The sequence below is a fragment of the Xanthomonas sp. SS genome (assembly GCF_014236835.1).
Classification (GTDB): domain Bacteria; phylum Pseudomonadota; class Gammaproteobacteria; order Xanthomonadales; family Xanthomonadaceae; genus Xanthomonas_A.
Genome location: NZ_CP051190.1, coordinates 3,467,954 through 3,481,352 on the forward strand (window position 1 = coordinate 3,467,954; position 13,399 = coordinate 3,481,352).

The 13,399-nt window shown below is 68.4% G+C and carries 11 protein-coding genes; 3 read left to right on the forward strand and 8 right to left on the reverse strand.

Going from position 1 to position 13,399, the window contains the following annotated elements:
- The first annotated feature begins 72 nt into the window (after positions 1–72).
- Complete coding sequence (gene mutS / locus HEP74_RS14350) at positions 73–2,685, forward strand: DNA mismatch repair protein MutS (protein ID WP_185813450.1); 2,613 nt, start codon at positions 73–75, stop codon at positions 2,683–2,685.
- A gap of 336 nt (positions 2,686–3,021) precedes the next feature.
- On the opposite strand, the gene HEP74_RS14355 is transcribed toward mutS, so the two are convergent.
- Positions 3,022–3,678 (reverse strand): glutathione S-transferase family protein, encoded by a 657-nt coding sequence (locus tag HEP74_RS14355; RefSeq protein WP_185813451.1) that lies wholly within the window; start codon positions 3,676–3,678, stop codon positions 3,022–3,024.
- A 58-nt stretch (positions 3,679–3,736) separates the two neighbouring features.
- A complete protein-coding gene (locus tag HEP74_RS14360; protein WP_185813452.1) occupies positions 3,737–4,432 on the reverse strand; it encodes a helix-turn-helix transcriptional regulator in 696 nt (231 codons plus the stop codon).
- A 424-nt stretch (positions 4,433–4,856) separates the two neighbouring features.
- On the opposite strand from HEP74_RS14360, the gene katG reads away from it, so the two are divergent.
- Complete coding sequence (katG, locus tag HEP74_RS14365) at positions 4,857–7,106, forward strand: catalase/peroxidase HPI (RefSeq protein WP_185813453.1); 2,250 nt, start codon at positions 4,857–4,859, stop codon at positions 7,104–7,106.
- Between the two features lie 1,229 nt (positions 7,107–8,335).
- On the opposite strand, the gene hslR is transcribed toward katG, so the two are convergent.
- Entirely contained in the window at positions 8,336–8,743 is a 408-nt protein-coding gene (gene hslR, locus HEP74_RS14370) for an Hsp15 family ribosome-associated heat shock protein (protein ID WP_185813454.1), read from the reverse strand.
- Entirely contained in the window at positions 8,736–9,020 is a 285-nt protein-coding gene (locus HEP74_RS14375) for a hypothetical protein (RefSeq protein ID WP_185813455.1), read from the reverse strand. Before HEP74_RS14375 ends, hslR begins: the two co-directional genes overlap by 8 nt.
- A 184-nt stretch (positions 9,021–9,204) precedes the next feature.
- Here HEP74_RS14375 and HEP74_RS14380 point away from each other — a divergent pair, with 184 nt between their 5' ends.
- Complete coding sequence (locus HEP74_RS14380; protein WP_185813456.1) at positions 9,205–10,665, forward strand: MATE family efflux transporter; 1,461 nt, start codon at positions 9,205–9,207, stop codon at positions 10,663–10,665.
- 453 nt (positions 10,666–11,118) lie between these two features.
- Here HEP74_RS14380 and rplS read toward each other — a convergent pair whose 3' ends face one another.
- From rplS to rpsP, 4 genes are all read right to left on the reverse strand, one after another.
- Positions 11,119–11,535, reverse strand: a complete 417-nt coding sequence (rplS, locus tag HEP74_RS14385; RefSeq protein WP_003470862.1) for a 50S ribosomal protein L19 — start codon at positions 11,533–11,535, stop codon at positions 11,119–11,121.
- A 131-nt stretch (positions 11,536–11,666) separates the two neighbouring features.
- Positions 11,667–12,449 carry a tRNA (guanosine(37)-N1)-methyltransferase TrmD gene (trmD, locus tag HEP74_RS14390; protein WP_185813457.1) on the reverse strand — a complete coding sequence of 261 codons (783 nt, stop codon included), beginning with the start codon at positions 12,447–12,449 and terminating at the stop codon, positions 11,667–11,669.
- Between the two features lie 72 nt (positions 12,450–12,521).
- Positions 12,522–13,034 carry a ribosome maturation factor RimM gene (gene rimM / locus HEP74_RS14395; RefSeq protein ID WP_185813458.1) on the reverse strand — a complete coding sequence of 171 codons (513 nt, stop codon included), beginning with the start codon at positions 13,032–13,034 and terminating at the stop codon, positions 12,522–12,524.
- A 44-nt stretch (positions 13,035–13,078) separates the two neighbouring features.
- Positions 13,079–13,336 (reverse strand): 30S ribosomal protein S16, encoded by a 258-nt coding sequence (gene rpsP, locus HEP74_RS14400; protein WP_046977266.1) that lies wholly within the window; start codon positions 13,334–13,336, stop codon positions 13,079–13,081.
- Between the last annotated feature and the right edge of the window lie 63 nt (positions 13,337–13,399).

Sequence of the window (13,399 nt, forward strand, 5' to 3'; positions counted from 1 at the left end):
CCTTTGCTGGCTGCACACGTCCATACTTGCCCACAGCCAGCCAACCTGAAATTCCTTAAATCATTGAATCAGATGCAAAATCGAGAAAAAACCCAATCTCCTGGAAGCGCCGCGGAACACACCCCGCTGATGAAGCAGTTCTTCGCCGCCAAGTCCGAGTACCCGGACCTGCTGCTGTTCTTCCGCATGGGCGATTTCTACGAACTGTTCTACGACGACGCGCGCAAGGCCGCGCGGCTGCTGGACATCACCCTGACCCAGCGCGGCAGTTCCGGCGGTGCGCCGATCCCGATGGCCGGGGTGCCGGTGCATGCCTACGAGGGCTATCTGGCACGACTGGTGGCGCTGGGCGAGTCGGTGGCGATCTGCGAACAGATCGGCGATCCGGCGCTGGCCAAGGGCCTGGTCGAGCGCAAGGTGGTGCGCGTGGTCACCCCGGGCACGGTCACCGACGAGGCGCTGCTCGACGAGCGCCGCGACACCTTGCTGATGGCGATCGCGCGCAACAAGCACGGCTACGGCCTGGCCTGGGCCGATCTGGCCGGCGGCCGCTTCCTGGTCAACGAGGTCGATAGCGAGGACGCGCTGGAAGCGGAGCTGGCGCGATTGGAACCAGCCGAGCTGCTGGTACCAGACGAAGACCAATGGCCGGAGTTCCTGCGCGAGCGCCGCGGCGTGCGCCGCCGCGCGCCATGGCTGTTCGACGCCGACAGCGGCCGCCGCCAGCTGCTGAACTTCTTCCAGCTGCACGACCTCAGCGGCTTCGGTATCGACGACAAGCCGCGCGCCACTGCCGCCGCTGGCGCACTGCTCGGCTACGTGGAGGAGACGCAGAAGCAGCGCCTGCCGCACCTGACCGCGATCGCGATGGAAACCGCGGCCGAGGCGATCGCGATGAACGCCGCCACGCGCCGCCACCTGGAGCTGGACACGCGCGTGGACGGCGACACCCGCAACACCTTGCTCGGCGTGCTGGACAGCACGGTCACGCCGATGGGCGGGCGCCTGCTGCGGCGCTGGCTACACCGCCCGCTGCGCCTGCGCGAGGTGCTGGTGCAGCGCCACCATGCGGTCGGCACGCTGATCGATCGCGGCGCGGATGCCGATCTGCGCGATGCGTTCCGCGCGCTCGGCGACATCGAACGCATCCTCACCCGCGTCGCGCTACGCTCGGCGCGCCCGCGCGACTTCTCCACGCTGCGCGACGGCCTGGGCCTGCTGCCGGCGGTACGCACGATCCTGGCGCCGCTGGATTCGCCACGGCTGGCCGCGCTGGCCGCGGAACTGGGCCAGCACGACGAGATCGCGCACCTGCTGGCCTCGGCGATCGCCGAGCAGCCGCCGCTCAAGCTCAGCGACGGCGGCGTCATCGCCGCCGACTACGACGCCGAGCTGGACGAACTGCGCCGGCTCAGCACCCACGCCGACCAGTTCCTGATCGACCTGGAAGCGCGCGAGCGCGCCAGCAGCGGCATCGCCACACTGAAGGTCGGCTACAACCGCGTACACGGCTACTACATCGAGATCAGCAAGGGCCAGGCGGAAAAGGCGCCGGTGCATTACACGCGGCGGCAGACGCTGACCAACGCCGAGCGCTACATCACCGAGGAACTGAAGAACTTCGAGGACAAGGTGCTGTCGGCGCGCGAGCGCTCGCTGTCGCGCGAGAAGCTGCTGTACGAAGCCTTGCTGGACACGCTGGGCGATCGCCTGGAGCCGCTCAAGCGCGCCGCCGCCGCGCTCAGCGAACTGGACGTGCTGGCCGGCTTCGCCGAGCGCGCGCAGGCGCTGGACTGGGCGCAGCCGGAACTGGAGACCGCGCCGTGCCTGCGCATCGAACGCGGCCGCCATCCGGTGGTGGAAGCGGTGCGCGAGCAGCCGTTCGAACCCAACGACCTGGACCTGCATCCGGACCGGCGCATGCTGGTGATCACCGGCCCGAACATGGGCGGTAAATCCACCTACATGCGCCAGAACGCGTTGATCGTGCTGCTGGCGCACATCGGCAGCTATGTGCCGGCAACGCGTGCGGTGATCGGCCCGATCGACCGCATCCTGACCCGCATCGGCGCCGGCGACGACCTGGCGCGCGGCCAGTCCACCTTCATGGTCGAGATGGCCGAGACCAGCTACATCCTGCACCACGCCAGCGCGCAGTCGCTGGTGCTGATGGACGAGATCGGCCGCGGCACCTCGACCTACGACGGCCTGGCCCTGGCCGACGCGGTGGCGCGCCATTTGGCCCACCACAACCGCTGCTACACCCTGTTCGCCACGCACTATTTCGAACTGACCGCGCTGGCCGACGAATCGGTCGAAGGCGGCGCCAGCGGCATCGCCAACGTGCACCTGGACGCGGTCGAGCACGGCGACAAACTGGTGTTCATGCACGCGGTCAAGGACGGCCCGGCCAACCGCAGTTTCGGCCTGCAGGTGGCGGCGCTGGCCGGCCTGCCGAAAGCCACCGTCGCGCAGGCGCGGCGGCGGCTGGCGGAGCTGGAGCAGCGCGGAGGCGAGAGCCACGCATCGCAGATGGCGCCACAGGCGCTGGACGCGCCGCAGCAGTTCGGCCTGTTCGCGGCCGCCCCGTCGGCGGCGCAGGACGCGCTGGCCGCGCTGGACCCGGACGAGCTGACGCCCAAGCAGGCGCTGGAAGCCTTGTACCGGCTCAAGTCGCTGCTGTAGCGCAGTGCGGCTTCAGCCCCTCTCCCGTCGGGAGAGGGGTTGCACGAGGCTGCGCCCCGTACCCTCATCCGCCCCTTCGGGGCACCTTCTCCCGATGGGAGAAGGAACAGCAGCTAGCCCCTCTCCCACCGGGAGAGGGGTTGGGGTGAGGGTACGGCGCGAAGCGTCTCGGGGTGTTTGGGGGCACGAGGCTTCGCCCGTACCCTCATCCGGCCCTGCGGGCCACCTTCTCCCGGTGGGAGAAGGGAACAGCCGCTAGCCCCTCTCCCATCGGGAGAGGGGCTGGGGTGAGGGTACGGCGGCGCAGCACGCACAACCGCCGGCGAATCGCGTCCGCTATGCGCTCGCCGGCGCCACACTTGCCGGCATGTCCGGATGCGGATGCGCCGCGAGCAATGCAGCGTCGATCGCACTGGCACGCAGCAATGCAGGACGGTCGGCATGGCGCTGCGCGAACGCGGCGAATGCCGGGCGCGGCTCGAGCAGGCCGATGCGCATGTAGTACCCCAGGCATGCGGCGGCATACAGATCGGCCGCGCTGAAGCGGTCGCCGGCCAGGTATTCGCGGCCCGCGACCGCCTGCTCCAGCGTCTGCATCAGGTCGGCCTCGCGGCCATAGCCGGCGCTGCGTGCCGGTGCCAGCGCGCCACCTTCCTTCGCGGTCAACAGTGCCTCGAACGGCCCGGCCATGAAGAACAGCCAGCGGTAGTAGTCGGCGCGTGCCGGCGATCCCGGCGGCGGCGCCAGTTGCCGCTCCGGCACCAGATCGGCCAGGTAGGCGCAGATCGCCGCGTTCTCGGTGACCACGGTGTCGCCATGGCGCAGCGCCGGCACCTTGCCCATCGGGTTGATCGCCAGATATTCCGGCGCCTTCATCGTGGTGCCGTAGTCGAGGATGACCGCCTGGTACGGCAGGCCGGTTTCCTCCAACATCCAGCGGGCGACGCGGCCGCGCGACATGGGGTGGGTGTAAAGCACGATCTCGGTGGACATGGGCAGACTTCCGTGGTGAACAGCCTGCAGTCTGGTCCTGCCCTGCTGACAGGTACTGTCAGTAGTCGGCGCCGTAGCCGGTGGCCGCGCGCCAGCGCTTGATCAGCAGATGCCGGCGCGAGGGATAGCGTTCGCCGTCGTCGGCCAGGGCCAGCACCCGGTCGGCGCGGAAGTGGCGGAAATCGCGGCGCAGTTCGCACCACGCGGCGATCATGCCGTAGCCACCGAAGAAGGCCATCGCGAACGGCCAGATCAACCGCTGCGAGGCAGCGCCGTTGGCATCGGTGTAGTCCATCCGCAGCACGTGCTCGAGGCGGATGCCATGGCGCAGCACCGGCAGCCACGGCGCCGGCGGCGGCACGTCTGCGGCGGCGGGCACCAGCAGCCCGCTGGTCTCGATCGACAGGCGCAGATTGCCGGGCAGCGTGGCCGCGATCCGCGCCACCGCGCGCTGCGCCGCCTGCGCCAGTTCCGGATCGGCCTGGCGCGCCACCCAGCGCGCGCCCAGGGTCAACGCCTCCAGTTCGTCCTCGGTGAAATTCAGCGCCGGCAGCAGGAAGCCGGGACGCAGCACGTAGCCGACGCCGGGATCGCCGAGGATGTCGGCGCCCTGCACGCGCAAGGTCGCGATATCGCGGTACAGCGTGCGCAGGCTGACGCCCAGCGCGGTGGCGAGCTCGGCGCCTGCCACCGGCCGGCGGCGTCCGCGCAGGGCGTCGAGCAGATGCAGCAAACGGGTGGCACGGATGGTCATCGCGACAGGATAGTGGGCTTTGCCGTTTCCGATCGCCGTGGAGGTTCGCCGTCGCGCTGCATAGTGCATCCGATGCGCTAGTCGCCCCCGCGCTGCAGATCACCGATTTCCACACCGGCAGGCGACATACGTCCGCGGGCGCGTTGTCCAGAGAGTGCCGACGCCGGTCGGCGCGATCCGGTCAAAACCCGGACATGCTCCACCGCGATCCTCGAACCGCTACGCACCGCCATCCTATAGGCACCACCTATCGATCCCGTAGGATCATTCGAATTCCCTACCGCAACGCTCCCGCCTATCGTGTCTTCCAATCGCCGCGCGCCATGCTTGCACTCCTTGCATCCAAACCGCCCGGCCTCGCCATCACGCGCACCGCACGACCACGGCGCGCGGCCACCCAGCGTCCATCAAGGTAGCCCTAGCCATGACCAGCGAATCGAAGTGCCCGTTCCACAGCGCCGCCAGCAGCGGCACCACGAACAAGGACTGGTGGCCCAAGCAATTGCGCGTGGACCTGCTCAGCCAGCACTCGTCCAAGTCCAATCCGCTGGGCGAGACGTTCGATTACGCCAAGGCCTTCAATGCCCTCGACCTGCAGGCGCTGAAGCAGGACCTGCGCGCGTTGATGACCGATTCGCAGGACTGGTGGCCGGCCGACTTCGGCCATTACGGCCCGTTGTTCATCCGCATGGCCTGGCATAGCGCAGGCACCTACCGCACCGGCGATGGCCGTGGCGGCGGCGGCCGCGGCCAGCAGCGCTTCGCCCCGCTCAACAGCTGGCCGGACAACGTCAGCCTGGACAAGGCGCGGCGCCTGCTGTGGCCGATCAAGCAGAAGTACGGGCAGGCCATTTCCTGGGCCGACCTGATGATCCTCACCGGCAACGTCGCGCTGGAATCGATGGGCTTCAAGACCTTCGGTTTCGCCGGCGGTCGCGAAGACACCTGGGAGCCGGATCAGGACGTGTACTGGGGCCGCGAGACCACCTGGCTGGGCGGCGACGTGCGCTATGCGCATGGCTCGGACGGCGTGGACAAGGCCGGTGGCGTGCTGGTCTCCGACGACGACGCCGATGGCGACGTGCACACGCGGGATCTGGAGAACCCGCTGGCCGCGGTGCAGATGGGCCTGATCTACGTCAATCCGGAAGGCCCGGACGGCAACCCCGATCCGCTGCTCGCCGCCAAGGACATCCGCGACACCTTCGCGCGCATGGCGATGAACGACGAAGAGACGGTGGCGCTGATCGCCGGCGGCCACACTTTCGGCAAGACCCATGGCGCCGGCCCGGCCGACAATGTCGGCGCCGAACCGGAAGCCAGCGACCTGGAGTCGCAGGGCCTGGGCTGGCACAACCGATTCGGCAGCGGCAAGGGCGGCGACACCATCACCAGCGGCCTGGAAGTCACCTGGACCAGCACCCCGGCGCAGTGGAGCAACGATTTCTTCGAACACCTGTTCAAGTTCGAGTGGGAACTGAGCAAGAGCCCGGCCGGCGCGCACCAATGGGTGGCGAAGAACGCCGAGGCGCTGATCCCGGACGCGCACGATGCGTCGAAGAAGCATCTGCCGACCATGCTCACCACCGACCTGGCGCTACGCTTCGATCCGGCCTACGCCGCGATCTCGCGCCGCTTCCTGGAGCACCCCGAGCAGTTCGCCGATGCCTTCGCCCGCGCCTGGTTCAAGCTGACCCACCGCGACATGGGGCCGCGTGCGCGCTACCTGGGTCCCGAGGTGCCGGCCGAAGAACTGGTCTGGCAAGATCCGATCCCCGCGCTGGACCACGCGCTGGTCGATGCGCAGGACATCGCCGCGCTGAAGCAGACGCTGCTCGGTTCGGGCCTGAGCATCGCCCAGCTGGTTTCGACCGCCTGGGCGTCTGCCTCCACCTTCCGCGGTTCGGACAAGCGCGGCGGCGCCAACGGCGCGCGCATCCGCCTGGCCCCGCAGAAGGATTGGGAGGTCAACCAGCCCGAACAGCTGGCGCAGGTGCTGTCCGTGCTGGAGCGGATCCAGACGCAGTTCAACGGCGCCCAGAGCGGCGGCAAGAAGATCTCGCTGGCCGACCTGATCGTGCTCGGCGGCGCCGCCGCGGTCGAGCAGGCCGCGAAGAACGCGGGGCAGACGCTGACCGTGCCGTTCGTCCCCGGGCGCGTGGATGCCACGCAGGCGCAGACCGACGTCGAATCGTTCGCGGTGCTCGAACCGGCGGCAGACGGCTTCCGCAACTACAGCAAGCGCCGCTACGCGGTCTCCGCCGAAGCGCTGCTGATCGACAAGGCGCAGCTGCTGACCCTGACCGCGCCGGAGATGACCGTGCTGATCGGCGGCCTGCGCGTGCTCGGCGCCAATGTCGGGCAGGCGGCGCACGGCGTGTTCACCGAGCGCGCCGACACGCTCAGCAACGACTTCTTCGCCAACCTGCTGGACATGGGGATCGAGTGGAAGGCGACCTCGGACAGCAAAGAGCTGTATGCAGGCCGCGACCGCGCCAGCGGCGAGCAGAAATGGACCGGTACGCGCGTGGATCTGGTGTTCGGCTCCAACGCGATCCTGCGCGCTCTTGCCGAGGTGTACGCCAGCGCCGACGCGCAGCAGAAGTTCGTGCAGGACTTCGTCGCGGCCTGGAGCAAGGTGATGCAGCTGGATCGTTTCGATCTGGCGGCGTGAGATAGGTCGACGGCCTGCCAGGTGCGTCGGGCAGGCTGCTGGTCGATTGGGCCTGCCCGGGTGATCTGGGGCTGGTTGATGGCGGCAGTTTCTGCGCTTTGTGACACGCAAAAACGCCTGGGCTTGCTTGGGCGTTTTTTTGCGTGAGCGTCGTGACATGGATATCGCAACACTACGGCTGATGCGAAGCTGGGTCGTGGAAGTGATTAGGGATGGCCTCAAATCACCTGTTCTGACACTTTCCGACAACGACAGGTTCACCACTTCGTTCGTCGCGACTGAAGTCGCTCCCACAGGGGATTTGCGGCGTGTCTGCTGGGCGCACTGTAGGAGGGACTTCAGTCCCGACACTCTCCGACACCGATCAGTTCACCGCTTCGTTCGTCGCGGCTGAAGCCGCTCCTACAGGGGATCTGCGGTGCGCCGGCTGGGTGCACTGTAGGAGGGACTTCAGTCCCGGCACTCTCCGATACCGATCGGTTCACCGCTTCGTTCGTCGCGGCTGAAGCCGCTCCTACAGGGGATATGCGGTGCGCCGGCTGGGCGCACTGTAGGAGGGACTTCAGTCCCGACACTCTCCGACACCGTTCGGTTCATCGCTTCGTTCGTCGCGGCTGAAGCCGCTCCCACAGGGAATTTTTGCGGCATGCCGGCTGGGCGCACTGTAGGAGGGACTTCAGTCCCGACACTCTCCGATACCGATCGGTTCACCGCTTCGTTCGTCGCGGCTGAAGCCGCTCCTACAGGGACTTGCGGCACGCCAACTGGGTGCGCTGTGGGAGGGACTTCAGTCCCGATACTCTCCGATACCGATCGGTTCACCGCTTCGTTCGTCGCGGCTGAAGCCGCTCCTACAGGGGATCTGCGGCGCGCCTGCTGGGTGCACTGTAGGAGGGACTTCAGTCCCGACACTCTCCGACACCGTTCGGTTCACCGATTCGTTCGTCGCGGCTGAAGCCGCTCCTACAGGGACTTGCGGCGCGCTGGCTGGGTGCACTGTAGGAGGGACTTCAGTCCCGACACTCTCCGACACCGATCGGTTCATCGTTTCGTTCGTCGCGGCTGAAGCCGCTCCTACAGGGACTTGCGGCGCGCCGGCTGGGTGCACTGTGGGAGGGACTTCAGTCCCGACTGCACGAGCCTGGGAAAGCGCCCCACCCGGCGAAAGCGAGCGAGGGGCCGCGGGCATCGAGCGGCGTCTTCGGAAACGGCCGTCCCCGTCAAAGCCTCTACAACGCGTCCAGATCGCCCAGCGCGCGGATCAGGCGCCGTGCGCGCTTGTCCGGCTTGCCATCGGGAGCCTGGTAGCCGTTGCGCTCGGCGCTGCGTTGCGCGCGTTGCTGCGCGCGCCGTTCGCGCGAGGCCTCGCTCTCCTGGTACAGCGTCTGCGCGACGCTGGCCGGGCCGCGATCGTCGCTGAGCGCCAGCACCTGGATCTCGAACACCTCCTCGCCGCGCTCCACGCGCAACTGCTCGCCCACGCGCACCGCGCGCGAGGATTTCGGGCGCTGCCCGGCTACGTCGACCTTGCCGGTTTCCACCGCCTGCTTGGCCACGCTGCGGGTCTTGAAGAAGCGCGCGGCCCACAGCCAGACATCCAGCCGGACCACACTCGGTTGCACTAGCGGTTCATTCATCGTGCTTGCGGAACTCCACGTTCATCGGTCGCTCGTCGCGTCGCTCGCTGGACCACTGCAGCGACTCCTGCGGATGGCAGCGCTGCTCGCGCTGGCTGGCGGCCAGACCGTCGGCACGGCGCGGGAGCGCGCTGTCGTCCTCGCCGACCAGGCATTCCGGTCGCTCGCCGGGCCGCACCGTGGCATCGCCCCAGCGCGCGTTGTCGGCACAAGCGGCCAGCGCCAGCGCCAGCGCGCTGCATCCGATCCACTGCAGATTGCGGCGCGACTTCGGCATTGCAAGTTCCTTTGGCTAGTGATGTGTGACGACCGCAGTGCCAGCAGCTGCAAGCCGGCCCCGCAGCGACGCATTCAGCCTAGGACGTTCCCGGTAGCGCCACATCTGCCATCCGTTGCCTCCCCGGCTTCGCGTGCAGGTGCTAGTGTGCGCGGCTCCCCGTTTCCGTCCGTGCAGGCCTGCGATGCCCAAGTCCGCCGCGCTCACCGAAGGCCCGATCGGCCGGCAGTTGCTGCTGTTCGCGCTGCCGATCCTGGCCGGCAACATCGCGCAGTCGCTGAACGGGTCGGTCAATGCGATCTGGGTGGGCCGCTACCTCGGCGAGGCGGCGCTGACCGCGGCGGCCAACGCCAACAGCATCATGTTCTTCCTGATCGGCTCGGTGTTCGGCATCGGCATGGCCGCCACCATCCTGATCGGCCAGGCGATGGGCCGCGGCGACGTGATGCAGGCGCGGCGGGTGATGGGCACCAGCGCCACCTTCTTCATCGGCATCTCGGTGCTGATCGCGGCCTGCGGCTGGTGGCTGGCGCGACACCTGCTGGCGGCGATGGGCACGCCGGCCGCCTCGCTGCCGCTGGCCGAGGCCTACCTGCGGGTGATCTTCCTGGCGATGCCGCTGCTGTACGCGTTCGCGTTCCTGTCGGCGGCGCTGCGCGGCACCGGCGACTCGCGCACCCCGTTCCGCTTCCTGCTGCTGTCGGTGGCGCTGGACATCGGCTTCAATCCGCTGCTGCTGTTCGGCTTGGGGCCGTTCCCGAAGCTGGGCATCGCCGGCGCCGCCTGGGCCACGCTGATCGCTCAGGCCATCGCTCTGAGCGGCCTGCTGCTGTACCTGCGGCACAAGCGCCATGTGCTGTGGCTGGGCCGGCAGGACGCGCGGCTGTTCCGCATCGACCCGACGATCCTGCGCGCGCTGGTGGTCAAGGGCGTGCCGATGGGCCTGCAGATGGTGCTGATCTCGCTGGCGATGATCGTGATGATCTCGATGGTCAACGGCTACGGCACCGATACATCGGCCGCCTACGGCGCGGCGATGCAGCTGTGGACCTACGTGCAGATGCCGGCGATGGCGATCGGCGCGGCGTGTTCGTCGATGGCCGCGCAGAACGTCGGCGCGCAGCGCTGGGACCGGGTCGCGGCGGCCGCGCGGCAGGGCGTGCTGTTCAACTTCCTGCTGACCGGCGCGCTGATCGCGCCGCTGATCCTGCTCGACCGCTGGACCCTGGCGCTGTTCCTGCCGCCGCACAGCGCGGCGCTGGAGATCGCGCGCCATCTCAACCACATCGCGGTGTGGTCGTTCCTGTTCTTCGGCGTGACCTTCGTGATCTCCGGCGTGGTCCGCGCCACTGGCGCGGTGCTGCCGCCGCTGCTGATCCTGGCGCTGGCGCTGTGGGGCATCCGCGTGCCGTTCGCGCAGCTGCTGCAGCCACAGTTCGGCGCCGATGCGGTGTGGTGGAGCTTCCCGACCAGTTCGATCTGCTCGATGGCCTTGTCGCTGGCCTATTACCGCTGGGGCAACTGGCGCAAGGCGCAGATGCTGAGCCAGCCGCGCCCGGAGGAAATGGCGCATCCGGCGGAAGTGCCGGCGCAGCCGCCGGCCGCGGTCGCGGACGTGTCGATCGTGCAGGATCCGGCGCGCTGAGCGCTGGTAGTCGGGTTTCGATCGAGGCAATCGCCTATGGGAGCGGCCTCGATGGCGACAGGCTTTCCGGGAAGTCGCGTCGCGACTGAAGTCGCTCCCGCATAGCCTGCGACGACTCCGGGAAAGCGCTCTCGCTTCGCTTCGGCCGAAACGGCATCGAAGGAACGCGGTCAGCGCTGGAGCACCGGACGCTCTAGCCACGCGGAAGGTCCGCGGCTTCGCTCGGTCGCGGTTGAAACCGCTCCTACAGGGACTTGCGGCAAGCCGGCTGGGTGCACTGTAGGAGGGGCTTCAGCCCCGACCGGAACCTCCAGCCCACATCATGCCCAGCGCAAGCCCGGCACATCGAGCGCAGCGTGGCAGCTACCGCGACATCGCAGATATATCGGCCCCACAAACGCAAACGGCCGCCCGAAGGCGGCCGTCGCGGCAGCAACCGGAGTCGCTGGGGTATTACTCGGCCTTGGCGGCGGCCGCAGCGGCCTGACGCGCGACCTTGGCCTGCGCAGCGGCGGCCAGATCTTCCTTGATGCGGGCGGCCTTGCCTTCCAGGCCACGCAGGTAGTACAGCTTGCCGGCGCGGACCTTGCCGCGGCGCTTCACTTCGACCGAGTCGATGATGGCGCTGTGGCTCTGGAACACGCGTTCCACGCCGAAGCCGTGGGAGATCTTGCGCACGGTGAACGAGGAGTTCAGGCCGGCGTTCTTGGTGCCGATCACCACGCCTTCGTAGGCCTGGACGCGCTCGCGGTTGCCTTCCTTCACCTTGACGTTGACGACGATGGTGTCGCCCTGGTTGAACTCCGGCAGCTTGCGCTGGATCTGGGCGGCTTCGAAGTCGGCCAGGATGGTCTTGTTGAGCTTGCTCATGGTGGGCACCGCTTGTGTCTGGTGAGGTGGTCCGGCAGTCGCCGCACGGCGATTGCGCGATATAGGTATGGGCCAAGCGCAGATGGCTAGGCCGGAAAGCCGGGCATTTTAACCCAGTCGCGCCGTCATGGCTAGGGCTTGGATGGATTTTCCTGCACGGGGGCCGGATCGGCCTGCAGGCCCTGGCGGAATTCCTCCAGCAGGCGGCGGTCGGCCGCGCTCAGCGCCGCCTCGTCCAGCAGATCCGGGCGCCGCAGCCAGGTCCGACCCAGCGCCTGCATGCGCCGCCAGCGCGCGATCGCGGCATGGTTGCCGGAGCGCAGGATGGCCGGCACCTCGCCCAGCGCGTGCTCGCGCGGATGGGTGTAGTGCGGGCAGTCGAGCAGGCCGTCCGGGCCTTCGAAGCTGTCCTGCGCGGCGGACTCGGCATCGTTGAGCGCGCCCTCCTGCAGCCGGGTGACCGCATCGACCAGCACTGCCGCGGCCAGTTCGCCGCCGGACAGCACGTAGTCGCCGATCGAGATCTCCTCGTCCACCGCGGCGGCGACGAAGCGCTCGTCCACGCCTTCGTAGCGCCCACACAGCAGCACCAGCCGCGGCAAGGCAGCCAACTGGCGGGCCTTGGACTGGGTCAGCGGCACGCCCTGCGGGCTCAGGTAGATCACCGGCGCCGGTTGCGGGTCGGCCTCGCGCACCGCCTGCAGGCAGGTCTGCAGCGGCTCGATCATCATCACCATGCCCGGGCCGCCGCCGAACGGGCGGTCGTCCACCTTGCGGTAGCCGCCCGTGGCGTAGTCGCGCGGGTTCCAGCCGTGCAGCGCCAGCAGCGCGCGCTCCTGCGCACGCCCGACCACGCCGAACGCGGCGCACTGGGCGACGAACTCGGGGAACAGGCTGATGACGTCGATGCGCATTGGGCGGGGAATGGGGAATCGGGAACGGGGAATGGGCAGAGCAAGAGCGAAGCCGGCGCACGGCCGCCTCGCTCAGAACTCGGGGTCCCAGTCGACCACGATCAGGTTGGCGTCGAAATCCACCGACTTGACGTAGTCCGGCTGCACGAACGGCAGCAGCCGCTCGCGGTCGCCGCGCACCACCAGCACGTCGTTGGCGCCGTTGGAGAACAGGTGCGAAACCTGGCCCAGGGCCACGCCGTCGACGGTGCGCACGTCCAGGCCTTCCAGGTCCACCCAGTAGTATTCGTCGGGCTTGGGCGGCGGCAGGGTATCGCGCGCCACGTAGATCTCGGTGCCGCGCAGCGCCTCGACCGCATCGCGATCGGTGACGTCAGGCAAGGTGACCACCAGATGCTTGCTGGATTCGCGGCCGCGCACGCCGCTGAGGCTGCTTTCGCTGCCGTCGGGCTTGCGCACGATCCAGGGCTGGTAGCGAAAAATGGCGAGGCGCGGCTCGGTCCACGACTCGAGCTTGGCCTCGCCACGTACGCCGAAGGCGCCCAGGATCCTGCCCAGCAGGATACGGCGCTGGCTGTCTTTCATAGGTGCAAAAACCGAAAGGGCCGCGCCAGGCGCGGCCCGCAGGATCAGGCCGCGGTGGCCTGGGCCTTCGCTTCGCGGTACAGGTTGCGCACCTTGTCGGTCAGCTGCGCGCCGTTGGACACCCAATGGTCCACGCGCGGCAGGTCGAGCACGATACGCGGCTCGGCGCCCTGCGCGACCGGGTTGTAATAGCCCAGACGCTCGATGTTGCGGCCGTCGCGCGCGCTGCGCACGTCGGTGACGATGATGTGGTAGAAGGGGCGCTTCTTGGCGCCGCCACGGGTAAGGCGAATCTTGACCATGGTGAGTTTTCCGGTGTTGCCCAGTCGCCAGGATGGCGCGGTGAGCCGGCGATTATAGCGGGC